Origin of the sequence: Micromonospora sp. NPDC023644 (assembly GCF_040640115.1) — a bacterium.
Lineage (GTDB): Bacteria > Actinomycetota > Actinomycetes > Mycobacteriales > Micromonosporaceae > Micromonospora.
This window is the reverse complement of record NZ_JBFABA010000017.1, coordinates 42,022-64,861: the sequence shown is the minus strand read 5'-3', so window position 1 is coordinate 64,861 and position 22,840 is coordinate 42,022. Positions and strand designations below refer to the sequence as shown.

Here is a 22,840-nt window from a genome sequence, read left to right as displayed (position 1 = left end):
CCGATCCGGGGGCCGAGGCCGTCGGTCGCCGGGTACGCGCCCTGCGCGAGGAGCGCGGGTTGTCGCTGTCCGCCCTCGCCCGGCTCGCCGGGGTGGGCAAGGCGACCCTCTCCGGTCTGGAGAACGGCACCCGCAACCCGACCCTGGAGACGCTCTACGCGATCACCGCGCAGCTCGGCGTACCGCTGACGGCCGTGCTCTCCGGTCCGACCTCCGGGCCGACCGTCCGCGGCGCTGCGGTCAGCGCCATCCTGCTGGAGGTCTTCGAGGACACCGACGCCACCTACGAGCTGTACCGGATGCTGGTCGCGCCCGGCCCGGAGCAGCTCTCCCCGGCGCACCAGCGGGGCGTCACCGAGCACGTCACCGTCTTCTCGGGCGTGCTGCGCGCCGGGCCGGTCGACGCGCCGCTGACCGCCGGCGCCGGCGGGCACCTGCGCTGGACGTCGGACGTGCCGCACGTGTACGCCGCCGTCGGCGACGAGGAGGTCGCCGCCAGCCTCCTGCTCCGCTACCCCCGCCCCTGAGCACCCGCCGGCGACGCGGGCCGCACCGGCCCGGTCCCGTCGGCTCAGCCGTCGACCGGGGTCGGCACCGGCAGTCGCCGCTGCACCGCCCAGATCGCCGCCTCGGTACGCGACGCCGACCCGGTCTTGCGCAGCAGATTGGACACGTGCACGGTGACCGTCCGCACCGAGATGCCGAGGGCACGGGCGGCCTGCTTGTTGGACATCCCGGCGACCAGGCAGCCCAGCACCTCGATCTCCCGCCCGGTCAGCTCGGCGTCGACCGGGTCGGCGGGTCGGTGCGACGCCGCCCTCGGCGGGCGCGGGGCGGGCGGCGGCCGGAGCAGCGCCTCGGGCCCCCGGCCGGCGTGCGTGGCGAGCAGCTCGGTCAGCGCGTACGGGTTGCCGCCGGTGCGCTGCCAGACGGCGCGCACCAGCCGGCCGGACGGGCGCGGGTCCGCGTACACCTGGGTCAGCACCTCGGCGACCTCGGCCGGGAGCAGCGGTCCGAGGTGTTGGCGGACGGCGCCCCGGACGCCGCAGAGCCGGGCCAGGGCGCGGATCGCGAGGTCCGGCGCGACGGCGTCCTCGGCGGGCCGGCTCGCCACCACCAGCAGCGCCGGCAGGTCGGCGGCGGTCGCCAGCTCGCCGACCAGGTTCAGGCTGGCCGGGTCGAGGGCGTGCAGGTCCTCCACCACCAGTACGGCCGGGCCGGCGCCGACCAGCAGCCGGACGACCCGCACCGCGAGCCGCAGCAGGGTGCCCGGCGCGTAGCGCTCGCGCGGCGCGGTCGGCTGCTGGGCGAGCCAGGCCAGCGCGTCCGGCGGCAGGTCGAGCCGGCTCGTGTCCCGGCCCGTGAGAACGGCGGCCAACCAGTCGTACGGGGCGGGGCTGTGCACCCGGGCGGCGCCGGAGAGCACCACCGCCGGCCGGGGGGCGAACGCGTCCAGGGCGGCCGCAACCAGCAGGGACTTCCCCACCCCGGCCTCACCGGTGATCACCGCGACGGCCGGCGCGGAGCGCCGGGAGGTGACCACGGTGGACCACGCCCGGTCGAGCTCGGCAAGCTCACCGGCGCGCCCGACCATGGACACCGGCATCATTCCCCAACCCTACGCAGTAGTGCGTAGAGACGGCGGGAGGGTGTTCTTGGCAAGCTTGACCCCATGACGCTGATCCTCCGCTCGGCCATCCTCAACGACATCGGCCTGGTCCGCACCAACAACGAGGACTCCGCCCTCGCCGGTGACCGCCTCGTCGCGGTCGCGGACGGCATGGGCGGCCTGCCCGCGGGCGAGGTGGCGAGCGAGATCGTCATCCGCATCCTGGACGAGCTGAGCCCGCCGACCACCCCCGACGAGGCGGCCACGGCGCTGCGGGCCGTGGTGAGCACCGCGAACCGACGCATCCACGCCGCCATCACCGTCGACCCGGCACGCGACGGCATGGGTACGACGCTGACCGCCGCCCTGCTCGCCGGGGACGCGCTGGTGCTGGCCCAGGTGGGTGACTCCCGCTGCTACCTGCTACGCGACGGGGAGCTGACCCAGCTCACCCGGGACGACACCTTCGTGCAGGCGCTGGTCGACCAGGGGGCGCTCTCGCCCGAGCAGGCGCGCCACCACCCGCAGCGGTCCCTGGTGACCCGGGCGGTGCAGGGCTCGGACACGCCCCCGGCGATCGGGGTGCTCACGGTGGTCGCCGGCGACCGGCTGCTGCTGTGCAGCGACGGGCTCTCCGACTACGTCGAGGACGGCACGATCGCCGCCGCGCTGAGCACGTACGGCGACCGCCACCAGTGCGGCGAGCAGCTGGTCAAGCTCGCCCACCAGGCCGGCGCGCCGGACAACGTGACCGTCGTGGTCTCGGACGTCGTCGCCGGCTGAGCCCGTCCCGGCCCCTGGGGCGGGCAACCGCCGCCGGCTAGGTAGTTGTGCCATCTAGGTGGCGCCGCTATGTTCCTCGGGTGGATTCCGACCGGCGCGGGCAGTGGCTGCGCGGGGTGCTCGACCTCTGCGTCCTGGCCCTGCTGCGCGAGGGCGAGTCCTACGGCTACCAGCTCGCCCAGGCGCTGGAGGCCGCCGGCATCGGGCCGATCCAGGGCGGCACGCTCTATCCGGTGCTGCTGCGCCTGCAACGCACCGGTCTGGTCACCGCCGAGTGGCGGGAGGGCGCCTCCGGGCCGGCCCGCAAGTACTACCGGCTCACCGACAGCGGGCGGGCGACCCTGCGCCAGGGCGGCAGCGCCTGGCTCGCGTTCGTCGCCCCGGTGACCGGCCTCGTCACGAAGGGGGTCGACGGATGAACGCCGACGGGTGGCTGCGGGCGTTCGCGGCCGAGTTGGACCGGCGCCGGGTCCGGGCGGACGCCGCCCGGCACGTGGTCGCCGAGGCCGCCACGCACCTGCGCGACGGCGGGGGCGACCCCTGGGCCGTCTTCGGCCGGCCGCAGGACTACGCCGCCGCGATCGTCGAGACCATCGGCACCTCGCCCGGCCCGCGCCCCGGACCGGTCCGGCTGCACGCGCGGGGCATCACCAAGCGGTACGGGCGACGCACCGTCCTGCGCGACGCGTCGCTGACCGTCCGGGCCGGACAGATCGCCGCCGTGATCGGGGCGAACGGCAGCGGCAAGAGCACCTTCCTGCGCGTCTGCGCCGGGCTGGTCTCCCCCGACGCCGGGGACGTGACCGTCTCCGGCCGGGTCGGCTACTGCCCCCAGCAGGGCGGCACCGCCGACTTCCTGCTGCCCGACGAGCACTTCGTGCTGATCGGCGCCGGCCGGGGCGTGGCCCGGGGACCGGCCCGCCGCGCCGGCCGGGCGGCGGCCCGCCACCTCGGCTGGGAGGCCGACGGCGACGTCCTCGCCCGCAACCTCTCCGGCGGCACCCGGCAGAAGCTGAACCTGACCATGTCCACCCTCAGCGAGCCGGACGTGCTGCTGCTCGACGAGCCATACCAGGGCTTCGACCAGGGCACGTACGTCAACTTCTGGGACCAGCTCACCCGGCTGCGCGACGAGGGACGGGCGATCGTCGTGGTGACCCACCTGCTCAACCAGCTCGACCGGGTCGACCTGGTGCTCGACCTGACCCCGGCCACCCAGGGAGGGCGTGCGTGAACCGCCTCGTCACCGTCGCCGAGATGACCCTGCGGGAGCTGCTGCGCCGTCGGGGCGTGCTCCTGCTGCTGCTGTTGATGCCGCTGGCGTTCTGGCTGATCCGGCGGGACTCCCACGTCGGGCAGTCGGTGCGTTCGCTGCTGCTCGGCATCAGCTGGGCCGTCAGCACCGCCGCCCTCTTCGCCACCGGCGCGGCCCGCGAGCTGGAGCCCCGGCTGCGGCTGGCCGGCTACCGCCCGCACGATCTCTACCTCGGCCGGCTGCTCGGCCTGTGGGCGGCCGGGCTCGTCCTGTCCGTACCGTTCTTCGTGCTCACCGTCGTCGACGCGCCCGAGCTGCGGCACGGCGGGGTGGCGGTGGCGATGCTCTGCTGCGTGGGGGTCGCCGCGCCGTTCGGGATGCTGATCGGCGCGCTGCTGCCCCGCGAGCTGGAGGGGACGCTGCTGCTGCTCACCGTGGTGGCGGTGCAGATGCTGATCGACCCGGCCGGCACCGGCGCGAAGCTGACCCCGTTCTGGTCCAGCCGGGAGATCGCCACCTGGGCGGTGGACCACACCGACTCCGGCTACCTGACCAGGGGTTCGCTGCACGGGCTGGCCGTCACCGCGCTGCTGATCGGCACCGTGGCGGCCGTGTTCAGCGTCCGGCTGCGCCGCCGCCGGCACCTGCGGCACCTGCCGATCGGCTGACCGCGCGCCGGGTCGGTCACCGGCGATTGCAGTTGCGGCGACCGCCGGGCCGGGATGGGATGGGCGGATGACCGTCCGCCGGGTGAACGCCGAGGAAAGACTGTCCACCAGCTTCGCGCTCGGCGCGTACGCGTTCGAGGCGTCGCCGCGCAGCGCGGCCCGGGCGGAGGAGTTCCGCGGCTACCTGCCCTACAACGAGGGCAACCGGACACTGGTGGTCGAGGAGGGCGGCGTCGCGCTGGCCGCCGCCTCGGCGATCCCGATGCGGCAGAACCTGCGCGGCGAGGTGCTGCCGATGGCCGGCGTCGCCGGGGTCGCCACCCACCCGCTGGCCCGCCGGCGCGGACACGTACGCACCCTGCTGCACCGGCTCCTCGACGAGATGCGCGACGAGGGGCACCAGCTGAGCGCGCTCTACCCGTTCCGGCCGTCGTTCTACGCCCGGTTCGGCTACGTGGGGCTGCCGAAGCCGCGTACCGTCACGTTCTCGCCGGCCGACCTGGGGGAGCTGCTCGGCGCCGACCTGCCCGGCGAGGTGGGCTGGGAGCGGATCGGCGAGGGCTACCAGGCCTGGCGCGCGTTCACCGAGAAGTGCCTGAACGAGCGGCACGGCTTCGCGATCTTCCCCGGTTACCGGGACGTGGGGTTGCGCGACCGCGACGAGCACTGGCTGTTGACGGCCCGTACGGGCGGCACGGTCACCGGCGCGGTGCTCTACCGGATCGACGACCACGGCGGCACGCTCGCGGCCGGCGACCTGCTCGCGGCCGATCCGGTCGCCCGGGCGCTGCTGTTGCAGTTCTTCGGCCGGCACGTCGACCAGGTGGAGCGGGTGACCGTCCAGGTGCCCGTCGACGAGGTGCCGGAGCTGTGGCTGACAGACCTGGCCGTGCACGTCGAGGCACGGGTGGCGCGACCGAGTTACGCCGCGCCGATGGCCCGGCTGCTGTCGATCGACGCGCTGGCAGGGCTGCCCGTCGGGGCAGGCCGGGTGCGGGTGGAGCTGACCGGCGACCGGTGGCTGGCCGGGTCGTACCTGCTGGACGGCACGACCGGCGCGCTGGAGCTGGTCACCGGGGCCGCCGCCACCGCCGGCTCGCCGCCGACCTGCACGCTGACCGCCGCTGGCATCTCCGCCCTGGCGTACGGGGTGCTGGACCCGGTGGAGGTGGGCCTGCGCGGGCTGGGCGACGTGTCGACGGACGCGGCGGCGGAGCTGCGCCGCCTCTTCCCCCGCCAGCCCCCGTACGTCTTCGCCGACTTCTGACCCGCTTCCCCGCCCCCCTCCCGCTCCCGCCCCCGATCGCCTCGTCGATCAAGAGGTTTGCGTCCTCCGGGGCGTCGTTCCGGTGCGCAAACCTCTTGGTCGACACGGACGGTGGCGGGCCGGAGCGGCGGCGGGTCAGTAGGGGTTGCCGTGGCCGGCGGGGCGGCCGCGCAGCAGGGCGGCGGGGCGGCCCGGGAGGTGGCCGGCCGCCGACATCGGCGGGCTGGGGGTGTGCGCGCCGTCGGCCATGCCGGCGAAGAGTTCCTTGAGCGCGCTGAGCGCGTCGTGGCGCGGGTGCCAGCCCAGCTCCGTCTCGGCGCGCTCGCTCGACATCAGCGGCGCGTGCAGCGCCAGCTCCACCCAGCCGGCATCGATCGGTTGCAGCCGCGCCCGCCAGGTCAGCGCGGCGGCGACGCGCAGCACCGGGGCGGCGACGGGCACGGTCCAGCCGTGGAAGTGCCGGGCCACCAGCTCCGGGGTCAGCACCGGGTCCGTGGCGACGTTGAACGCGCCGCGCGCGTCGCCCAGGACCGCCCGGGCGTACGCGTCGGCGACGTCGTCGGTGTGCACCGCCTGCATCCGCAGCCGCCGGTTCGTCGGCACCAGCGGGATCCGGCCGAAGCGCAGCAGCCGGACGGGCGCGAACGGGCCGAGGAAGTAGCGGGTGATCTCGGTGGCCGCCGCCCGCTGGAAGTTGAGGCCGGGCCGCAGCCGCACCACCCGCAGCCCCGGGTGCTCCCGCTCCGTCCGGTCGAGCAGCGCCTCCACCTCGGCCTTGTCCCGGCTGTACGACGAGCCGGGCACCCCGGTCGCCGGCCAGCGCTCGGAGACCGGGTGGTCCTTCGGTCCGGGCGCGTAGACGCCGACCGACGACGCGTACACCAGGGCGGGCACGCCGGCGCGGACCACGGCGTCGATCACGGCCGCGCTGCCGCCGACGTTGGTCCGGTGCAGCACCCGCTGGTCGTGGCTGGGCTGGATCTGCCACGCCAGGTGCACGACCGCGTCGGCCCCGGCGAAGACCTCGGCGAGCTGGTCGGCCGCGCCGGGCAGGCCGACGTCGCAGGAGTGCCACTCCACCTGGTCGTACGGTTCGCCGCACTCCGGCCCGGGCAGCCGGCGGGCCACCCCGGCGAGGTCCAGTCCGCGTTCCCGCCGCAGCCGGCGCAACAGGGCGGTGCCCGCGTTGCCGGTCGCCCCCACCACCACGATCCGCATGTCCGCCCCGTACCCGGTCAGCCACGGGTCAATCGCGCTACGCGGCGGCGGTCGGGCCCGGCTGTCGTCGCCCGCGGATCCGCGCTGCCGCTCGCCGTCGTCAGGGCCGGGGCGAGTGCCGGGCCCAGCTCTTCTGCCCGCCCCGGCGGCGACCCTGCGAGGCGGCCAGGCAGCGCGGGCAGATCCGGCCGACCGGGTCCGCCTCGGTGAGCACGTCCGTCGACGTGTACTCGAACCGCACGTGCGGGAAGCGGCGCAGCCGGGTCCGGCTGAGCGGAAGCCCGCAGACGGTCTGGTTCTGCCCGGGCAGCCAGGCGTGCACCTCGCCGGCTGGCTCCCGTACGCCGTCGGGGCCCGTCTCCTCGCTGGAGGCCGCCACGGCCGGGGTGCTGCTCATCCTCATACGGGCACGATTCCCCCACGCCGACCCACCCATGCCTGCCGCCTCGGCGGCGGCGACGACACGGCCGGCCCGGGCCGGCGGTGCGGCGTTCAGCCGCGTCGGACCGGCAGTGCGACGGCGGCCTCCCGCATCGAGCCGGCAGTGCGGCGGTGGCCTTCCGCGCCGTGCGGCGGCGGCCTCCCGGGCCAGGCTGCGGTGCGGCGGCGGTCAGCCGTGCCGGGTCAGCAGGGCGGCGACCAGGCAGGCGAACGCGGCCACCGAGGAGAGCGTGCGGACGAGGTTCCCGCGCACCCAGGCCGCCTCGAACCAGGCCCGCACCTCGGCCAGGTCGGCGATCCGGTCCACCGGGCCGGCGGCCTCCAACCGCTCGTTGAGCGGCACGTTGAGCCGCACGGTGACCCCGACGGTGACCAGGTGGCAGGCCAGCGCGGCGACGGTCCAGAACAGGACCGGGCCGCCCCGGGTCAGGTGCGCGGCGGCGGCCACGGCGAGCAGCGGCAGCGCGCCGAGGAAGGCGCCCAGGAACCAGCCGTTGAGGATCTTCCGGTTGACCGACTGCATCGTGCCGACCAGCGTCCGGTCGTCGGTCGCGGCCAGACCCGGCATGACCGCGCAGGTGAACGCGAAGAACAGCCCCGCCACCAGCCCGGTGGTCAGGGTCGCCCCGGCCAGGGCGGCGGTACGGATCGTCTCGGTCATCGGTGGTCCTCCCCCGTCGTCGTCCCACCAGCCAACCGCGCGCTTCCCCTCCCGCCCATGGCCGAACCGCTCGCCCCCATAAGCCCCCGTCCACCCGCGACCGCGCCGGCGCACGAGCGGAGCCGCGGAGGTGAAGGCCCGTGGCCCTCGCCGACCGGTGGCCCAGCGGCCGCCAACGTGCTGGAAGGGGGCCGCCGACGGACGCCCGCCCGGGGGCGGCCCCCGCGAGACCGCCCCCGGCCAACGCTCCACGAGCGGCCCGCGCTGGTGACACTCTGCTGTGCGGGCGACTACTCTCGGAAGCCATGGAACGCGTCCGGGCCGGGCTGGCCGAGCCCTCGCCCGACGGGTGGCGCCGCGGGTAGTCGATCTTCAAATTGGGAGGTCCTGAATGGCCGACGTGCCGAGCCCGCTCGCCGCCTTCATCGTGGGCGAGATCCGCAGAGCCCGGGGCGGTGCCGGCATGACGCAGGAGACCTTCGGCCGGGGCGCGGGATTCAGCGCGTCGCACGTCAGCGCCGTCGAGGGCGGCACCCGGGCGCTGACGATGGACTTCATCAAGGGAGCCGACCGGGCGCTCAGGACCGGCGGGCTCTTCGAACGGCTCGTCGCCAGCGTCGGCGCCCCGTCCTGGTTCCTGCCCTGGCTCGACGCCGAGCGCGCCGCCACCCAGCTCCGCTACTTCGAGCCGAACCTGATCCCGGGCCTACTGCAGACGGAGAACTACGCCCGCACCGTGCTGCGCTCCGTCGACGTCCTCACCAGCGACGAGGTGGAACAGCGCGTCTCGGCCCGGATGGAGCGCCAGAAGATCCTGACGGAGGACCGACCCCCGCAGTTCGTCGCCGTACTCGACGAAGCAGCCCTACGCCGCTCCGGCGACGACATCGGCGGCGTCATGGCGCAACAGATCGCCCATCTGATCGCCCGCGCCGAACTGCCGCACGTACACGTGCACGTCATCCCGGCGAGGAGCGGCCTGCACGTCGGCCTGTCGGGGCCGTTCGCCCTCGCCCGCTCCCGCGACGGGGTGTGGGTCGGGCACCTCGAGAACCAGCTTGCCGGCGTCGTGGTGGACAAGGACGACGACGTGGCTGCGCTTCAAGCCAGGTGGGAGAGCGTGCGGAACGAGGCTCTGCCCCGCCGGCAGTCCATCGACCTGCTCAAGGAAGTGGAGAGCCTCCATGGACCTCAGTAGCGCTCAGTGGCGAAAGTCCACCCGTAGCGGCGCGAGCGGCGGGAACTGCCTCGAGGTGGCCGCCAACCTGCCCGGCATGATCGCCGTCCGCGACTCGAAGGACCCGACCGGCCCCGCCCTGACCTTCGCCCCCACCGCCTGGCGCGCCTTCGTCGCCCGCACCGCCGGGCGAGCCTGACCCTCTTCCGTACGACCGGAGGTGCCCGCCCGGACAGGCCGACGCCTCCGGCGGCGTTGCTGGCCGACCCCTGACCTGCTCGTATCGACGGCGACAGGAAAGCCGAGAGTCGGAACCAGCAGCCTTCCGGTAACCTGAGCGCGCGGGCCGCTAGCTCAATGGCAGAGCTGTGGACTTTTAATCCATAGGTTCAGGGTTCGAGTCCCTGGCGGCCCACTCCTCCGCAGTTCAGCGGCCCCGACCGGGTTCGCTTGTGCCATGATCTGGGGCGGTGCAGTGGCCCCCGTAGATCTCGACGGGACCGTCCGAGGGCTCCAAGCGGGACAGGTCCAAGGGTCCACGACCCGACCGGGAGATGACCGCGGCCACGGCTTCGTCGAACCCTTCGGTCATGTTATTGATCTCCACGAACTCTCCCGACACATGCGTGGCATCCATCCATACGAGGCGCTGATCGTCAGGAGGCAGCACGGAGGCGTACACGGAGACGCCGGTTACTTCCGCCCAGGGAAGCCCTACGGTCCCGTGAGGGTGCATGATCCAGATTCCCAGGTCGTCGACGGACACGCGTTCGGCCATGGAAGCGGACTGTAGCGGCTGTGCCGTCGGAGCCGTCGACAGCAACGAGCCCGGACGTGGGCAGCCGCAGCCAAGGGCCTCAGAACGATCGCCAATAGCCGGCGACGCGGACGGACGCCGCCGAACGGGGGGCGCAGGGCCCATTAGCGAGACTCTTCCGAATCAGACCAGACTCCGACGTCGTCGAGGAGTTCGCGTCGCAGAGTCCGATGGACCGTTCGGCCTGCCGATGGTGGTCGGTGGGCTGGGCTTGGTCTTGAGGGTGCGAACGGCCCGTTCTCCGACGGCTCGGATGCGGGCGTGGCGCGGTTGACAGCCCAACGCACACCCATGACCGGCACCGTCACGACGAAAAGGGATCAGTTCTCAAGCTGTCCGCGGAAGCGCTCCTCGTCGGCCCTCTTCCGGTTCTTGACGACCTCCACCGCGTTGATCTGCGGATCGCTCCTGTCGAAGACAGCCTTCTTTCCGTCAGGGCGGACGAGCAGCGGTACCGTGGCGCCGACCGCGACCCCGAGGGTGTGGTGGTCCTCCAAGACCTCGAGCTTGGTTTTCTGTCCGTTCGGCCCTGCGAACTGCACGATGTAGGCCCACCTCGCGTTCGAGTTCCGGACGCTGTGGAGCCGCGAGTCGACCACGCGACCGGTGGCCGCGACCCATTTGCGGTGAAAGAAGCGGAAGAACATGGGGCCCATTTCTGCGACAGGTCGTTGATCGGGGACTCACTGTTGGCGTTGAGTGACAGCCATTGTCAGGGTCCCGGTCAATGCCCGCGACGAGCGTGCCTGTTGCGAACGCGACGACGCTCGCGCCCTGGTCGTGGCACGGCTGCGCGCCACCACCGCGGTGTGGCACGCGTGTCCGAACCGCACTGTGCACCGGGAGCGACCGCCCCAGTAGGGCCGGAGGGGCGGCCCTCGGTGCCCACTCCGTGATCATCGGACGCGGGTCCGGTACGACCGCGCCGGGAGAGCCTGCAAGCACGTCGAGAGGCGGTGGAGGGCGCAGCCCTGGCCAGGGCCGAATCTGCCCGGTTCAGGAAGATCTATCGGCGGCGTCCTGCCTTCAGGGTTCGAGTCCCGGGCGGCCCACCGTCCACCCTTCCCGGGCTGCGGATCCGCTGAGAAAGACCATCAGGCACAACCTGGCTGCGCTCTCTGAACGGATCTCCTACTGGAGCACCTGGGCGGCGGGTCTCCGGGACGCCATGCGGATCGGCATGTCGGCCAGCCAGACGTCGGCCAGGTCGCTGAGGGGAACGTCGAGGGCCTGGCTGAGGCAGACCACGGTGCCGAAAGCCGGCGCGGGAAGGCGGCCCGCCTCGATCTTGCGCAGCGTCTCGGGGGAGATGCCGGCCGCCAGGGCCACCTCGACGAGGCTGCGACCGGCCCGCGCGGCCCGGAGGGCGACCCCGAGGCGCTGGCCCGCTGCGATCTGTTCAGCGGTGAGTGGTTGGCGAACCATGCCAGCAGGATATCCCTCCCCAGCGCCGCCGACCTGGCGTGGTATAAAAATACCGCACACGGAGAGGGAGGCAGTCGTGATCGAACTCAAGTCCGCCGAGGAGATCGGCCGGATGGCGGTGGCCGGCCAGTTCGTCGGCGAACTGCTCGCCGAGCTGAGCGGCATCGCCGCAGTCGGCGTCAACCTGATGGACCTCGAACACCACGCCCGCCGCCGGATCAAGGAACGCGGCGCCGAGTCCTGCTACTGGGACTACGCCCCTTCGTTCGGGCGCGGCCCGTTCCGTAACGTGCTGTGCCTGTCGGTCAACGACGCGGTGCTGCACGGCCTGCCGCACGACTACGTCCTGCGGGACGGTGACCTGCTCAGCATCGACATGGCGCTCGGCATCGACGGCTGGGTCGCCGACTCCGCGCTCTCCGTCATCGTCGGCACCCCCGACCCGGCCGACCTCAAGCTGATTGAGGCCACCGAGGCCGCGCTGGAGGCCGGAATCGCCGCCGCCCAGCCCGGCGGCCGCCTCGGCGACGTCTCCGCCGCCATCGGCGGGGTCGCCCGCTCCTACGGCTACGGCGTCAACGGCGAATTCGGCGGCCACGGCATCGGCCGCACCATGCACGAGGCCCCGCACGTCGCCAACGACGGCCGCCCCCGCCGTGGCCTGAGACTCGACCCCGGCCTCACCATCGCCATCGAGCCCTGGTTCTGCCGCTCCACCGACAAGATCAGGTTCGACAGCGACGGCTGGACGATCCGGTCCGCCGACGGCTCCCGCACCGCCCACTCCGAACACACAGTCGCCATCACGGCTTCCGGCCCTCAGGTCCTGACCCGCCGCCCCGCTCACGGCGCCACCTCGACCGACCCCACCAGGAAACCCGCCGCAGCCCGCTGACCAACTGCTGCCACGCTGACTAGCGGCAGAGCGAATCGATCAGCTCCGCGAAGTCGGGGAACTCCGCCCGTGCCGCGGTGATGGCCTCGGCAGGCGAGGTGCGGCGGGACGGCGCCCAGCGTTCCGCGACCTCCGTGAGACGTGCGTCCGGGCGAGAATCGTGCATGTGGCGGGGGTACATCGTCGCATCCAAGGGGCCGAAGCCGCCGGCGAGCAGCCACAGGTAGGCACCCAGGTCCTGGGCGACGACCGCCGTCTCGCCCTCCGACCCGAGGAACACCACCGGTTGCCGATCGAGCGGCTCGTCCCGGCGCACCAGCCAGAACGCGGCGAGGCCACCGCTGCCGTCCTGACCGAAGATCCGGAACTCGGCTCCGTCGAGGTCACGGTTGCCCGTCCACGCCTGCACCCAGTCGGCCGTTTCGCGCTCATCCAGAAAGCCCGGGTACGGCTCGAAGTCGACGCCGGCCCCGTCCCGGTAGTCGAAGTCGACCTCATGCGCTTCGGACAGCGGAGGCGGCACCGTACGACGATCATCGTCCACGGCAGCACCCTAACGCCGGGGACCGACGTGACCTGCCCAAGGACCGCACCGAACGGCCTCGGCGCACTCGGTCACCGACGCGTCGGCAGCAGGTCGGTCCCCGCCTACGCGGGGAGGGTCCGCACGATCGCCGCCGCGAGGGTCGTAGCCTCTTCCTTGGCCATGGCGGTGATTTCGGCAGCGGAACTCAGCTTGCGGGGCCAGAGCGTGAGCGCCTCGACGCTGATCAGCAGTGGCCCGTGCGCGAAGATCAGTCGCGCATCGCCGGGTAGGTACGTCATCCCGGCTTCGATTCCCGGGTCCACCCGGTCCACCGTTGCCGTGGTCAGCCTCGCGCTCGTCGAGCCGATGGGCACCGTGCGCGCGGCCCATCTGGCGCTGGCCTGGCCGATGACGAGGCGGAACTCGCCGCCCGGGCACCTCGCGGTGCGCACCGTGGTCGCGGCGGCACCGGCCGCAGCGGCATCGGGCAGCCTGGCCACCCTGACGTCCAGGACGGTTGTCGGGCGCCCGATGCTGCCGAAGGACGACATGGGGTTGACCTCGAGGCTGGCGGCCCACACCGCGTCGAGCGGCAACCCGCCCCCCTGCGCCCGGTTTGGCTCGGCGATGAGCAGGTCGCAGGGTTCGTATCGCGCCTCGCCGGTCTCGATCTCCCCCTGCCGAATGTCGTCACCCACACCGGCCTGTTCGGCCAGCCCGCGAATGGTCGTCATCAGAGCCTGCGGGTCGTCGGGCAGCGCGGACGGCACGGGGTTCACCGACGGCGGTGGGGGTGGCTGCGGAACGGGCTGTTCCACGCAGCCGGCGAGCCCCGCCATTACCAGCACGCTCGCGATGAACGTTCCACCGCGCGCCCGATCACCCGAATTCATCGACCCCCGCTTTCGTCAGGGGCGCAGCTTACTGTTTTCCGCCGCCGACAGTTGTCCGTGTCGACGCACGCCATCCGGGTGCTCGCCGACCGCCGCACAATTGACGACCGGCGGCGACCGGATCGGGTCGGGAAGGCGTGGTGACGTAGTTGGGCCTCGCCCAACTACGTCACCACGACCGGCACGGCGCCGCCACCCACCGACGCCGGGCTCAAAGCCTCAGGGCGTGTACGGAGCGTCCGTGTGGCTGACCTCGACGAGCCGGCTGCCGCTGAGCTGGTAGACGGCCGTACGCCGGATGGCGACCTCCGCCGAGGACGCGTCCTCGGGGCGGGTCAGGTAGACCACCGTCGCCCGTCGTGAGCTGATCGAGACCGACTCGACCGGCGTCCGGTCGCCGATGTCGAGCATGGTGACGTAGACCGGCTTGCCGTCGATGTTGCCGTACATCACGACCTGCCAGAACTTGCCGGTCCCGCCGCCGTCCATCAGCACCGGGACCAGCGCGTCGGCCGCCTCGTCGCCGGTCAGGTCGCCGATGGCGCAGGGCTGTTGCATGTGGACGACGACGCCGTCCTCGCCGGACCACATGCCGTCGACCAGCGGGATCGGTTCGGCGTAGCCGTTGTACCGCTCGGTCCCGTTACCGAGCGCGGCGGTCTTGAGCTGCTCGCAGGTGAGGGCCCGCAGCGGGTCGGGCGCTTCGGGTGTGTCCGGCGCGGCCGACGGTGCCGCGTCGGGGCTCGCTGTCTCGTCGTCCACCACACTGGTGCTGGCCGTCGGTCGTCCGGCGGCCGCCGGGTCCGGGTCGTCCGCCGGCGCGGTGATGGTGATGCATCCGCTCAGCGCAGCCACCAGGGCCAGAGCCGCGACGGGCAGCAGGGTCCTACGCATTGATCTTCCCTCTCCTCCAGGTGGCCCGGAGCGTAGTGCGCCTCCGCCACGGTCGACCCCGTCCGTGGGTGGCGCTGTCAGCTCCCGCCGGAGCGAAGTGGACGGACAGCGCACGGGAGCTGGCCCCGGGCCGATCAGGAGGGCGGGCCGCCGTGCTGGTGGAGCCGGTCGCGGAGCGTGTCGGCGAACCCCTCGGCCGTGGCGAGCTGGTCGCGCAGCGCGCCGACGCGGGCGGTGGCGGCGGCGTGGAACATGCCGAGCCGATCGAGCAGGGCGGCCCGGTCGGCGCCCTCGGCCGTGTCGAGGGCGTCGAGTACGGCGAGCAGGTCGCGCATCTCGTCGAGGGTGAAGCCGAGGGGCTTCATCCGCTTGACCACGGCGAGCCGGTCGAGGTCGGGTTCGGTGTAGAGGCGGAAGCCGCCGTCGCTGCGGGCCGAGGGCACGATCAGGCCGACGTCCTCGTAGTGCCGGATGGTGCGGATGCTCAGCCCGACCCGCTCGGCGGCCTCACCGATCTGCATGAGTCGGCCCTCCGTACGGTTGCCGGCGGCCATCAGTGGCCGACGCCGAGCCGGCCGGCGAGGGTGCCGTGGATGTGGGCGCTGGGACGGTTCAGCTCGACGATCTCCACGGTCTTGCCCCGGCTGGCGTACTTGGTGGTGATGGCGTCGAGGGCGGCGACGGAGGAGGCGTCCCAGACGTGGGCGTGCGTCATGTCGACGACCACGCTGTCGGGGTCGTTCGCGTAGTCGAACTGGTGCACGAGGTCGTTGCTGGAGGCGAAGAACAGCTCGCCGCGCACCGAGTAGATCCGGGTCGTCCCGTCGGGGTCGAGGACGCTGGTGACCTCCACCAGGTGGGCGACCCGGCGGGCGAAGATCACCATCGCGGTGAGCACGCCCGCGACGACGCCGACGGCGAGGTTGTGGGTGGCCAGGGTGGTGCCGACGGTGGTCAGCATGACGATCGTCTCGCCGTACGGCATCCGCTTGAGCGTGGCCGGGGCGACGGAGTGCCAGTCGAACGTGGACACCGCGACGATGACCATCACGGCCACCAGGGCGGCCATGGGGATCACCGCGACCACGTCGCCGAGCGCGACCACCAGGATCAGCAGGAAGACGCCGGCCAGGAAGGTCGACAGCCGCGTACGGGCGCCGGACGCCTTCACGTTGATCATCGTCTGGCCGATCATCGCGCAGCCGCCCATGCCGCCGAAGAAGCCGGTGACGATGTTGGCCACGCCCTGCCCCCACGACTCCCGGGTCTTGCTGGACGGGGTGTCGGTGATGTCGTCGACCAGCTTCGCGGTCATCAGCGACTCCATGAGCCCGACCAGCGCGATCCCCAGGGCGTACGGGGCGATCAGGGTCAGGGTGTCCATGGTCCAGGGGATCTGCGGCAGGCCGAGCGTGGGCAGGCTGTCCGGCAACGCCCCCTCGTCGCCCACGGTCGGCACCGCCGCGTGGGTGGTCACCGTGACCACGGTCAGCACCACGATGGCGACCAGCGGCGCCGGGACGGCCCGGGTGAGCCGGGGCAGCCCCACCATGATCGCCAACGCGACGGCCACGAGCGGATACACCAGCCACGGCACCCCGAGCAGGTGCGGCACCTGGGCGGCGAAGATCAGGATGGCCAGGGCGTTGACGAAGCCGACCATCACGCTGCGCGGGATGAACCGCATCAGCTTCGCCACCCCGAGCACCGCCAGCAGGATCTGGATCGCGCCGCCGAGGATCACCGCCGCGATCAGGTGGTCCAGGCCGTGCTCCTTCGCCAGCGGCGCCACCACGAGGGCGATCGCGCCGGTGGCGGCGGAGATCATCGCCGGCCGCCCGCCGCAGATCGCAATGGTGACGGCCATGGTGAACGAGGCGAACAGGCCGACGCGCGGGTCGACCCCCGCCAGGATCGAGAAGGAGATCGCCTCCGGGATCAGCGCCAGGGCGACGACGAGGCCGGCGAGGACCTCGGTGCGGAACACCTTCGGCGACAGCCAGGACGGACGGGACAGGCGCGGGCGGGAGGCCGCGGACAGCACAGACGACATGGAGCCATTTCCACTCGGGGGGCGCGGGCGCACCGCGCCCGCCCGGCAGGGGGCGGGTCGGGTCGGGGTCGCATCGCGTACGGGCACGGCCACCGACGTCGGCCGGGCGTCGTTGCCCGGTTGCCGCGCACAGGGGGTCGCGCGGCACGGCGGCCCAGCGGACTCTACTCTTCCGTGACGGAAGAGTTCGCACCCGCGTGTCGACCATCACGGCCCGCCGGCGCCCCGGCCGGCGACGGCACATCCTCGTCGAGACCGCCCGGCCGGTCAGGTCGGCGGCGGCACGTCCTCGTCGAGCGCGTCCGGCCGGTCAGGTCGGCCCGGCGCCGGGGGCCGGGACGGCCTTTTCGGCGGCGCGGCTCACCTCTTCCCAGCCCGCCCAGACGTCCATGCGTCGCTTCGATATGTCGAAGGCGAGGTCGTAGACCATGCTGCCGAGCAGCAGCCGCAGCGGCGGGTCGTCGCTGGCGACCAGCTTCAGCAGCGCCTCGGCGGCCAGCCGGGGCTCGCTGTCGACCGACCCCTCCGCCCACTGCCGCGCCAGCTCCTCCCGCAGCGGGTCGTAGGCGGGGTCCGGGGTGGCCGTCGTGCTGCTGGTGTAGAGGTCGGTCCAGTAGCCGCCCGGCTGGACGATGGTGACCCTGACGCCGAACCGGGCGGCCTCGGCGGCCAACGCCTCGCTCATGCCCTCCAGCGCGAACTTGCTCGCGCTGTAGAGCCCCGTGCTGGGGAAGCCGCCGAGCGCGCCGATGCTGGAGACCTGCACGACGTGCCCGCCGCCCTGGGCGCGCAGCTGCGGCAGGACGGCCTGGCTGACCCAGAGCGCGCCGAAGAAGTTGAGGTCCAGCTGGGCGCGGGCCTCGGCCTCGGTGAACTCCTCCACCATGCCCATGAAGAGGGCGCCGGCGTTGTTCACGACGACGTCGAGCCGCCCGAAGTGCCGGACCGCGCGGGCGACGACGTCGAAGACCGCCGCGCGGTCCGTGACGTCGAGGCGCAGCGCCAGCAGGCGGCCGGGGTGTCGGGCGGCGAGGTCGTCGAGCGGCGAGACGTCCCGGGCCGCGCCGACGACCCCGTCGCCGGCGGCGAGCGCGGCCTCGGTGAAGGCGCGACCGAGGCCGCGGCTGGCCCCGGTGATGAACCAGACCCGCGGTACGGCGGTGGCTGGGGCTTCCATGGGACCTCCGTCCTTGACGAGACGGACCGTCTCGTCTTGTTGATGAGGAGACCATACCCGACCACGCCGCACTGTCAAGACGGACCGTCTCGTCTCAGCTCTTGCTAGATTGGGCCCGTGCCCCCGCAGAAGGTCGCCCCCGACTCCAGCCGTCGCAGCGAGACGGCGCGCCGCGCCATCCTCGCCGCCGCCTTCGACCTCGTCGGCGAGGTGGGCTACGCGAAACTCAGCATCGAGGGCATCGCCGCCGCCGCCGGCGTCGGCAAGCAGACGATCTACCGCTGGTGGCCCTCGAAGGGCGCCCTGCTGTTCGACGCCTTCCTCGCGCTCACGACCGACGGCGGGCAGGACGGCCAGAGCGGCGCCCTGCCCGACACCGGCGACCTGGCCGCCGACCTGAAGCTGGTCCTGCGGGCCATCGTCGACGAGCTGAACGACCCGCGCTACGACCAGCCGATGCGCGCCCTGCACACCGAGATCGTCCACGACCCCGCCCTGGCTGCCGACTACGCGAAGCGGCTGGACGGGCCCATGCGGGAGCTGAAGAAGGAGCGCCTGCGCGCCGCCCGGCGCGCGGGGCAACTGGCCGAGGACGTCGATCTCGACGTGGCCGTCGACCTGCTGTTCGGTCCGGTCCTCAACCGGTGGCTCCAGCGCACCGGCCCCCTGACGCCCGAGTACGCCGACCAGGTGGTGGACACCGCGCTGCGCGGCCTGCGCCCCCGCCACCCGTAGGCCCCACGGCCGCACGCGGACGGGTCCCGCGTCACCGGGGGGCGACAACACCTGACCCCCGGTCGTCGTTGATCCGGTCGTACCCGCCCCACCCGCCACGACGGTGCGGGCGCCGACCGTGGAGGAGGCACGCCGATGACCAGTCAGCGCGAGACCGTGGAGGTCGACCCGGTCCTGTTCCGTGCCGTCTACGACTCACCCGCCTCGCTGCCCGGCAGGCACCGGTGGACGACCCCGGAGTCGGACGTGCGGCGCATCGAGAAGCTGCTCGGCATGCCGCTGCGCAGCATCGGCGCCCCGCTCTGGGTCAGCGGGGACGAGCCGGACTGCCCGAAGTGCGGCCGGCGGGTGAACTGGTACGACATCGTCTCCTCCGCCCTCTCCGGCGTACACGACCGGATGATGATCGCGACGGTCATCCTCGGCGACCGCAGGTACGTCAACACCGAGGTCCCGGACGCGATCGCCGGGGTGCGCTGCACCGACTGCCGCACCGCGATCGAGGGGCTGCGCAGCTTCAAGTGCCACAACTGGGCGTACGCCTTCGAGGCGCTGGAGACCGTCCGGCAGCGGATGTCCGGCGCGTCAGTCGTCGGCCGTCAGCTCTCGGGCGAGCCGCAGCCCGGGGCGCCCGTCGAGTGACACCTCGCCGACGGGCGTGAACCCGGTGCGCCGGAGCACCGCCCGCGAGCCCGCGTTGTCCATGGTGGTCTGGGCGGTCAGCCGGCGCAGCCCGTACGCCTGGCGGGCGAGTGCCACGACGCGGCGGACGCCGTCGGTCGCCACCCCGCGCCCGGCGGCCCGCTCGGCCACCCGGTAGCCCAGCTCGGCCTCGCCGTCGGCAACGTCGACCAGGTTGAACCGGCCCAGCACCGCCCCGTCCGGCTCGACCAGGACGTGGAAGTGGCAGCGGCCGGTCTCCTGCTCGGCGAGCAGCCCCGCGTGCCGCGCGGCGAAGTCGGCGAAGTACGCGTCGCCCCGGTCCGGCACCGACCGCGCGAACCACTTCCGGTTCTCCCGCTCGAAGCGCAGCAGCGCGGCGGCGTGGTGGGCGGCGAGCCGCTGGAGATCGGGCACCGCGCCACCCTACCCAGGCGCCCCCGCGCTCCTCAGCGTTCGCCGGCGGAGCGGCGGGTGGGGCGGCGGCCGGGCGGGGAGGGCGGCTCCGGGCCGGGGTCGGGCACCGCGGGCATCGGCCGCGTCACCGGCGTGGCCCCGGTGACCCGGAGCGGCTCGCCGTGGTGCCACACCTCGATGCCGGTCTCCGGGTCGGCGTCCGGCAGCTCGTAGCGGGCCTCGTCGGAGGTCAGGGTGACCCGCAGCCGGTGGCCGTGCCAGCGCAGGCTGAAGGCGAGCCGGTCGATCGCCGCCGGCAGCCGGGGGTCGAAGGAGAGCACCCCCCGGTCGTCGCGCAGCCCGCCGAAGCCCTGCACCAGGGCCAGCCACGCCCCGGCCAGCGACGCCAGGTGCAGCCCGTCGCCGGTCTTGTCGCCGAGGTCCGCCAGGTCCTGGAGCACCGACTCGGCGAACAGGTCGTACGCCAGGTCGAGGTGCCCGACCTCGGCGGCGAGCACGGCCTGCGGGGAGGCCGACAGCGACGAGTCCCGGACGGTCCGCGCCTCGTAGTAGGCGAAGTTGCGGGCCTTCTCGTCGGCCGTGAACTCCCCCGGGCAGCGCTGCATGGCGAGCACCAGGTCGGCCTGCTTGACCACCTGCCTGCGGTACAGCTCCAGGTAGGGGAAGTGCAGCAGCAGCGGGTAGCCGTCGTCGGAGGTGTTCGCGAAGTCCCACTCCGGCTGCTCGGTGAAGCCGGCCGCCTGCTGGTGCACCCCGCGCTTGCGGTCGTACGGGACGAAGACCGCGTCGGCCGCGGCCCGCCACGCCGACACCTCGGCCGGCTCGACCCCGAGCCGGGCCGCCGCCTCGGGCTGCCGCTCGGCGGCGTCGGCGGCGCCGCGCAGGTTGCGCCGGGCCATCAGGTTGGTGAAGACGTTGTCGTCGACCAGGGCGCTGTACTCGTCGGGGCCGGTCACGCCGTGCAGGTGGAAGGTGCCGGTGTCGGACCAGTGGCCGAAGCCGTGCCAGAGCCGGGCCGTCTCGACCAGCAGTTCCAGCCCGGGGCCGGCGAGGAACGCCTCGTCGCCCGTGGCGGCGACGTAGCGCAGCACCGCGTCGGCGACGTCGGCGTTGAGGTGCAGGCCCGCCGTGCCGGCCGGCCAGTAGCCGGAGCACTCGCGCCCGCCGATGGTCCGCCACGGGAAGGTCGCCCCGGTCAGCCGCAGCTCCGCCGCGCGCTCGCGCGCCTCCGGCAGGTGCGCGTGCCGCCAGCGCAGCGCCGAGCGGGCCAGCGGCGGGTCGAGGTAGGTCAGCACGGGCAGCACGTAGCCCTCGGTGTCCCAGAGCACGTGCCCGTCGTAGCCGTTGCCGGTCAGGCCCTTGGCGGGGATGGTCCGGTCGCCGTCCCCCCGGCCCGCCTGGAGCAGGTGGAACACCGAGAACCGGATGGCCTGCTGGAGTTCGGCGTCGCCGTCGAGCTGCACGTCGGCGGTCTGCCACGCGACGTCCAGCGTTGCGCGCTGGCCGGCCAGCAGGGCCTCGAAACCCTCCGCGCGGGCCGCGTCCGCCTCCGCGACGACCCGGCGCGCCAGCTCCTGCGGGGGCACGCCGTCCACCGGGGTGCAGTCGTACGCGGCGAACTTGGTCAGTTGGAGCCGCTCGCCGGCGCGCAGCGTCCCGGTGAACGTGAGGCGTAGCCGGTCCGGGGTGCAGTCGACGCCGGGGGCGAAGCCGTCCGGGGCCCGCACCTCGTGCGCGACGGCGACGGCGACCCGCTGCCCGCTGCGCCCGGTGCGGTGGACGAGGACGCCGTCGTGCCCGTTCGAGTGGCGGTACTCGGCGGTCAGCGGATCGGTGATCACCGAGGCGGCGCGGGGGTCGTCGGAGCGCTCGGGCACCCGCTCGTTGGCGAGCAGGTCGGCGCAGACCCGCACCTCGACCGGCCCGTCCAACGGCTCGACGGACCACCGGACGGCGGCCACCGCCCGCCGGGGCAGGGAGACCAGCCGGGTGCTGCGGACGCGTACGCCGTGCCCGCCCGGGGAGGTCCACTCGGTGTGCCGCTCGACCACCCCGGCGCGCAGGTCGAGCACCCGCTCGTGGGTGCGCAGGGTGCCGGTGCGCACGTCCAGCGGCTCGCCGTCGACCCAGAGCCGGATCAGGGCCGCGTTCGGCGCGCTGATCACCGTGTCGCTGAACTGCGGGAAGGCGTACCCGTCCTCGGGGTAGTTGAGCTCGCGCCGCTCGTGGAAGCCGTTGAGGTAGCTGCCGGGCATGCCGTAGGGCGCGCCCTCGTCCAGGGTGCCGCGCCAGCCGACCCAGCCGTTGCCCAACGCGAAGATCGACTCGGTCTCGGCGAGGCGGTCCATGTCCGCCTCCGTACGCCGGATCCGCCAGGCCTCGTCCTCCCCCGTGGCCTGCCCGGTCGGCGGCCGATCGGCGATGGGGGTGTCGTGCACAGCGCCTCCAAGGAAGTCCGACTTACCAGGCCAATCGAAGCAGACCGGGCTGAGAGGTCGCTGAGACGAAAGTCGGGGTCGCCACCCGACCAATGCACACTGCGCCCGGCTTCCAGGTGTTCCAGGGTTGTCTGCGAGCTAAACGAGGTATGAACGATGAGTGAGGTGAATCATGATTGATGCGGACAGGCCGGACGCTCCGGAAATCAGTGTCGAGTGGTACCAGGACATCGTCGACTTCGCGGCAGACACCCCGCAACCGGTGCAGTGGTTCGCCGAGCACTTCACCGAGGGCGCCATCCTGCTGCTCGGCGCGCTGTGGCTGATCGCGGCCGTGTCCCGGCTCCGGGGCGGGCCGCGCGACCGGGCGTACGCCCTGGTGTCGCCGGCGCCGGTGGTGCTCGCGTACGGGTTCAGCGAGCTGTTGAAGACGGTGGTGGACCAGGAACGCCCCTGCCGGGCGCTCGCCACCGAACTCGCCATCGTCGCCGCCGAGTGCCCGCCGACGGGCGACTGGTCGTTCCCCAGCAACCACTCGACGATCGCGGGCGGCCTGGCGGTGGCGACGCTGCTGCTGTCCCGCCGGGTCGGGCTGGTGGCGCTGCCGCTGGCGGCGCTGGCCGCGTTATCCCGCGTCTTCGTCGGCGTGCACTACCCCCACGACGTGGTCGTCGGCGTCCTGCTCGGCGCCCTGTTCGCCGCGCTGCTCACGCCGCTGTTCGCCCGCCCCGCCGCCGGGCTACTGCACCGCCGCGCCCGCGAGGCCGAGCGCCCCGTCCCCGACCCGGCCACCCCGACGTCCCGCCGCTGACCGCCCCGGGACGGGGAGCC

Annotated in this window: 27 protein-coding genes and 1 tRNA gene; 13 read left to right on the top strand and 15 right to left on the bottom strand. The window is 73.4% G+C overall.

Annotation, left to right across the window (positions count from 1 at the left end):
• Positions 1 to 59 precede the first annotated feature (59 nt).
• On the top strand, positions 60 to 527 hold the full coding sequence (locus AB0G08_RS15705; RefSeq protein WP_358087722.1) for a helix-turn-helix domain-containing protein: 468 nt from the start codon (positions 60 to 62) through the stop codon (positions 525 to 527).
• 44 nt (positions 528 to 571) lie between these two features.
• Here the strand turns inward: AB0G08_RS15705 and AB0G08_RS15700 are convergent, their stop codons facing one another.
• Entirely contained in the window at positions 572 to 1,609 is a 1,038-nt protein-coding gene (locus AB0G08_RS15700) for a LuxR family transcriptional regulator (RefSeq protein ID WP_358087720.1), read from the bottom strand.
• Between the two features lie 63 nt (positions 1,610 to 1,672).
• Here AB0G08_RS15700 and AB0G08_RS15695 point away from each other — a divergent pair, with 63 nt between their 5' ends.
• The 5 genes from AB0G08_RS15695 to AB0G08_RS15675 all read left to right on the top strand — a co-directional run bounded on the left by AB0G08_RS15695 (position 1,673) and on the right by AB0G08_RS15675 (position 5,582).
• Positions 1,673 to 2,392 (top strand): protein phosphatase 2C domain-containing protein, encoded by a 720-nt coding sequence (locus tag AB0G08_RS15695; protein WP_358087718.1) that lies wholly within the window; start codon positions 1,673 to 1,675, stop codon positions 2,390 to 2,392.
• A gap of 80 nt (positions 2,393 to 2,472) precedes the next feature.
• Entirely contained in the window at positions 2,473 to 2,811 is a 339-nt protein-coding gene (locus AB0G08_RS15690) for a PadR family transcriptional regulator (RefSeq protein ID WP_358087716.1), read from the top strand.
• Positions 2,808 to 3,626, top strand: a complete 819-nt coding sequence (locus AB0G08_RS15685) for an ATP-binding cassette domain-containing protein (protein ID WP_358087714.1) — start codon at positions 2,808 to 2,810, stop codon at positions 3,624 to 3,626. The genes AB0G08_RS15690 and AB0G08_RS15685 overlap by 4 nt, the downstream gene beginning before the upstream one ends.
• Positions 3,623 to 4,315: a hypothetical protein gene (locus AB0G08_RS15680; protein WP_358087711.1), complete on the top strand. Its 693-nt coding sequence runs from the start codon at positions 3,623 to 3,625 to the stop codon at positions 4,313 to 4,315. Before AB0G08_RS15685 ends, AB0G08_RS15680 begins: the two co-directional genes overlap by 4 nt.
• Positions 4,316 to 4,382: 67 nt before the next feature.
• Positions 4,383 to 5,582 carry a GNAT family N-acetyltransferase gene (locus AB0G08_RS15675; protein ID WP_358087709.1) on the top strand — a complete coding sequence of 400 codons (1,200 nt, stop codon included), beginning with the start codon at positions 4,383 to 4,385 and terminating at the stop codon, positions 5,580 to 5,582.
• 135 nt (positions 5,583 to 5,717) lie between these two features.
• On the opposite strand, the gene AB0G08_RS15670 is transcribed toward AB0G08_RS15675, so the two are convergent.
• From AB0G08_RS15670 to AB0G08_RS15660, 3 genes are all read right to left on the bottom strand, one after another.
• The gene (locus AB0G08_RS15670; protein WP_358087707.1) at positions 5,718 to 6,800 is read right to left on the bottom strand and encodes an NAD-dependent epimerase/dehydratase family protein; all 1,083 of its coding nucleotides are present in this window, start codon (positions 6,798 to 6,800) and stop codon (positions 5,718 to 5,720) included.
• A gap of 100 nt (positions 6,801 to 6,900) precedes the next feature.
• A complete protein-coding gene (locus AB0G08_RS15665) occupies positions 6,901 to 7,203 on the bottom strand; it encodes a hypothetical protein (protein WP_358087704.1) in 303 nt (100 codons plus the stop codon).
• A 207-nt stretch (positions 7,204 to 7,410) separates the two neighbouring features.
• Complete coding sequence (locus AB0G08_RS15660) at positions 7,411 to 7,902, bottom strand: anthrone oxygenase family protein (protein ID WP_358087701.1); 492 nt, start codon at positions 7,900 to 7,902, stop codon at positions 7,411 to 7,413.
• A 391-nt stretch (positions 7,903 to 8,293) separates the two neighbouring features.
• Here AB0G08_RS15660 and AB0G08_RS15655 point away from each other — a divergent pair, with 391 nt between their 5' ends.
• From AB0G08_RS15655 to AB0G08_RS15645, 3 genes are all read left to right on the top strand, one after another.
• Complete coding sequence (locus AB0G08_RS15655; RefSeq protein ID WP_358087698.1) at positions 8,294 to 9,100, top strand: helix-turn-helix transcriptional regulator; 807 nt, start codon at positions 8,294 to 8,296, stop codon at positions 9,098 to 9,100.
• Entirely contained in the window at positions 9,087 to 9,278 is a 192-nt protein-coding gene (locus tag AB0G08_RS15650; RefSeq protein ID WP_358087695.1) for a DUF397 domain-containing protein, read from the top strand. Before AB0G08_RS15655 ends, AB0G08_RS15650 begins: the two co-directional genes overlap by 14 nt.
• A 144-nt stretch (positions 9,279 to 9,422) precedes the next feature.
• Positions 9,423 to 9,494, top strand: a tRNA-Lys gene (locus AB0G08_RS15645).
• A 12-nt stretch (positions 9,495 to 9,506) separates the two neighbouring features.
• Here the strand turns inward: AB0G08_RS15645 and AB0G08_RS15640 are convergent.
• The 3 genes from AB0G08_RS15640 to AB0G08_RS15630 form a co-directional block, all read right to left on the bottom strand.
• A complete protein-coding gene (locus AB0G08_RS15640) occupies positions 9,507 to 9,857 on the bottom strand; it encodes a hypothetical protein (RefSeq protein ID WP_358087692.1) in 351 nt (116 codons plus the stop codon).
• 359 nt (positions 9,858 to 10,216) lie between these two features.
• Positions 10,217 to 10,543 carry a hypothetical protein gene (locus AB0G08_RS15635; protein ID WP_358087689.1) on the bottom strand — a complete coding sequence of 109 codons (327 nt, stop codon included), beginning with the start codon at positions 10,541 to 10,543 and terminating at the stop codon, positions 10,217 to 10,219.
• A gap of 484 nt (positions 10,544 to 11,027) precedes the next feature.
• Complete coding sequence (locus AB0G08_RS15630; RefSeq protein WP_358087686.1) at positions 11,028 to 11,321, bottom strand: helix-turn-helix transcriptional regulator; 294 nt, start codon at positions 11,319 to 11,321, stop codon at positions 11,028 to 11,030.
• A gap of 76 nt (positions 11,322 to 11,397) precedes the next feature.
• Between AB0G08_RS15630 and map the strand changes: the two genes are divergently transcribed.
• Positions 11,398 to 12,216 carry a type I methionyl aminopeptidase gene (gene map, locus AB0G08_RS15625; RefSeq protein WP_358087684.1) on the top strand — a complete coding sequence of 273 codons (819 nt, stop codon included), beginning with the start codon at positions 11,398 to 11,400 and terminating at the stop codon, positions 12,214 to 12,216.
• Positions 12,217 to 12,235: 19 nt separating this feature from the next.
• On the opposite strand, the gene AB0G08_RS15620 is transcribed toward map, so the two are convergent.
• The 6 genes from AB0G08_RS15620 to AB0G08_RS15595 all read right to left on the bottom strand — a co-directional run bounded on the left by AB0G08_RS15620 (position 12,236) and on the right by AB0G08_RS15595 (position 17,759).
• A complete protein-coding gene (locus tag AB0G08_RS15620; protein ID WP_358087681.1) occupies positions 12,236 to 12,760 on the bottom strand; it encodes an SMI1/KNR4 family protein in 525 nt (174 codons plus the stop codon).
• Between the two features lie 104 nt (positions 12,761 to 12,864).
• The gene (locus AB0G08_RS15615; protein ID WP_358087679.1) at positions 12,865 to 13,635 is read right to left on the bottom strand and encodes a hypothetical protein; all 771 of its coding nucleotides are present in this window, start codon (positions 13,633 to 13,635) and stop codon (positions 12,865 to 12,867) included.
• Between the two features lie 219 nt (positions 13,636 to 13,854).
• Positions 13,855 to 14,529 carry a hypothetical protein gene (locus AB0G08_RS15610; RefSeq protein ID WP_358087677.1) on the bottom strand — a complete coding sequence of 225 codons (675 nt, stop codon included), beginning with the start codon at positions 14,527 to 14,529 and terminating at the stop codon, positions 13,855 to 13,857.
• Between the two features lie 134 nt (positions 14,530 to 14,663).
• Positions 14,664 to 15,083: a MerR family transcriptional regulator gene (locus tag AB0G08_RS15605; protein ID WP_358087675.1), complete on the bottom strand. Its 420-nt coding sequence runs from the start codon at positions 15,081 to 15,083 to the stop codon at positions 14,664 to 14,666.
• The gene (locus AB0G08_RS15600) at positions 15,083 to 16,582 is read right to left on the bottom strand and encodes a SulP family inorganic anion transporter (protein WP_358087672.1); all 1,500 of its coding nucleotides are present in this window, start codon (positions 16,580 to 16,582) and stop codon (positions 15,083 to 15,085) included. Before AB0G08_RS15600 ends, AB0G08_RS15605 begins: the two co-directional genes overlap by 1 nt.
• Before the next feature lie 310 nt (positions 16,583 to 16,892).
• On the bottom strand, positions 16,893 to 17,759 hold the full coding sequence (locus AB0G08_RS15595) for an SDR family oxidoreductase (protein WP_358087670.1): 867 nt from the start codon (positions 17,757 to 17,759) through the stop codon (positions 16,893 to 16,895).
• Between the two features lie 117 nt (positions 17,760 to 17,876).
• Between AB0G08_RS15595 and AB0G08_RS15590 the strand changes: the two genes are divergently transcribed.
• Positions 17,877 to 18,494, top strand: a complete 618-nt coding sequence (locus AB0G08_RS15590) for a TetR/AcrR family transcriptional regulator (RefSeq protein ID WP_358087667.1) — start codon at positions 17,877 to 17,879, stop codon at positions 18,492 to 18,494.
• A 135-nt stretch (positions 18,495 to 18,629) separates the two neighbouring features.
• Positions 18,630 to 19,136 (top strand): hypothetical protein, encoded by a 507-nt coding sequence (locus tag AB0G08_RS15585; protein ID WP_121397180.1) that lies wholly within the window; start codon positions 18,630 to 18,632, stop codon positions 19,134 to 19,136.
• Here the strand turns inward: AB0G08_RS15585 and AB0G08_RS15580 are convergent.
• Complete coding sequence (locus tag AB0G08_RS15580) at positions 19,080 to 19,571, bottom strand: GNAT family N-acetyltransferase (protein WP_358087664.1); 492 nt, start codon at positions 19,569 to 19,571, stop codon at positions 19,080 to 19,082. The two genes, AB0G08_RS15585 and AB0G08_RS15580, sit on opposite strands and share 57 nt — an antisense overlap.
• A gap of 32 nt (positions 19,572 to 19,603) precedes the next feature.
• Positions 19,604 to 21,919 (bottom strand): glycosyl hydrolase family 65 protein, encoded by a 2,316-nt coding sequence (locus AB0G08_RS15575; protein ID WP_358087836.1) that lies wholly within the window; start codon positions 21,917 to 21,919, stop codon positions 19,604 to 19,606.
• Between the two features lie 262 nt (positions 21,920 to 22,181).
• Between AB0G08_RS15575 and AB0G08_RS15570 the strand changes: the two genes are divergently transcribed.
• Positions 22,182 to 22,820 carry a phosphatase PAP2 family protein gene (locus AB0G08_RS15570; RefSeq protein ID WP_358087661.1) on the top strand — a complete coding sequence of 213 codons (639 nt, stop codon included), beginning with the start codon at positions 22,182 to 22,184 and terminating at the stop codon, positions 22,818 to 22,820.
• Positions 22,821 to 22,840: the final 20 nt, after the last annotated feature.

Excerpts from the sequence above, each read along its gene's own strand:
- AB0G08_RS15635 (WP_358087689.1), bottom strand. The coding sequence starts at position 10,543 with ATGTTCTTCCGCTTCTTTCACCGCAAATGGGTCGCGGCCACCGGTCGC.
- AB0G08_RS15695 (WP_358087718.1), top strand. The coding sequence starts at position 1,673 with ATGACGCTGATCCTCCGCTCGGCCATCCTCAACGACATCGGCCTGGTC.
- AB0G08_RS15610 (WP_358087677.1), bottom strand. The coding sequence starts at position 14,529 with ATGCGTAGGACCCTGCTGCCCGTCGCGGCTCTGGCCCTGGTGGCTGCG.
- AB0G08_RS15670 (WP_358087707.1), bottom strand. The coding sequence starts at position 6,800 with ATGCGGATCGTGGTGGTGGGGGCGACCGGCAACGCGGGCACCGCCCTG.
- AB0G08_RS15650 (WP_358087695.1), top strand. The coding sequence starts at position 9,087 with ATGGACCTCAGTAGCGCTCAGTGGCGAAAGTCCACCCGTAGCGGCGCG.
- AB0G08_RS15655 (WP_358087698.1), top strand. The coding sequence starts at position 8,294 with ATGGCCGACGTGCCGAGCCCGCTCGCCGCCTTCATCGTGGGCGAGATC.
- AB0G08_RS15685 (WP_358087714.1), top strand. The coding sequence starts at position 2,808 with ATGAACGCCGACGGGTGGCTGCGGGCGTTCGCGGCCGAGTTGGACCGG.
- AB0G08_RS15700 (WP_358087720.1), bottom strand. The coding sequence starts at position 1,609 with ATGATGCCGGTGTCCATGGTCGGGCGCGCCGGTGAGCTTGCCGAGCTC.
- AB0G08_RS15615 (WP_358087679.1), bottom strand. The coding sequence starts at position 13,635 with ATGAATTCGGGTGATCGGGCGCGCGGTGGAACGTTCATCGCGAGCGTG.
- AB0G08_RS15585 (WP_121397180.1), top strand. The coding sequence starts at position 18,630 with ATGACCAGTCAGCGCGAGACCGTGGAGGTCGACCCGGTCCTGTTCCGT.
- AB0G08_RS15675 (WP_358087709.1), top strand. The coding sequence starts at position 4,383 with ATGACCGTCCGCCGGGTGAACGCCGAGGAAAGACTGTCCACCAGCTTC.
- AB0G08_RS15575 (WP_358087836.1), bottom strand. The coding sequence starts at position 21,919 with ATGGACCGCCTCGCCGAGACCGAGTCGATCTTCGCGTTGGGCAACGGC.
- AB0G08_RS15600 (WP_358087672.1), bottom strand. The coding sequence starts at position 16,582 with ATGTCGTCTGTGCTGTCCGCGGCCTCCCGCCCGCGCCTGTCCCGTCCG.
- AB0G08_RS15605 (WP_358087675.1), bottom strand. The coding sequence starts at position 15,083 with ATGGCCGCCGGCAACCGTACGGAGGGCCGACTCATGCAGATCGGTGAG.
- AB0G08_RS15660 (WP_358087701.1), bottom strand. The coding sequence starts at position 7,902 with ATGACCGAGACGATCCGTACCGCCGCCCTGGCCGGGGCGACCCTGACC.
- AB0G08_RS15595 (WP_358087670.1), bottom strand. The coding sequence starts at position 17,759 with ATGGAAGCCCCAGCCACCGCCGTACCGCGGGTCTGGTTCATCACCGGG.
- AB0G08_RS15630 (WP_358087686.1), bottom strand. The coding sequence starts at position 11,321 with ATGGTTCGCCAACCACTCACCGCTGAACAGATCGCAGCGGGCCAGCGC.
- AB0G08_RS15640 (WP_358087692.1), bottom strand. The coding sequence starts at position 9,857 with ATGGCCGAACGCGTGTCCGTCGACGACCTGGGAATCTGGATCATGCAC.
- AB0G08_RS15570 (WP_358087661.1), top strand. The coding sequence starts at position 22,182 with ATGATTGATGCGGACAGGCCGGACGCTCCGGAAATCAGTGTCGAGTGG.
- AB0G08_RS15665 (WP_358087704.1), bottom strand. The coding sequence starts at position 7,203 with ATGAGGATGAGCAGCACCCCGGCCGTGGCGGCCTCCAGCGAGGAGACG.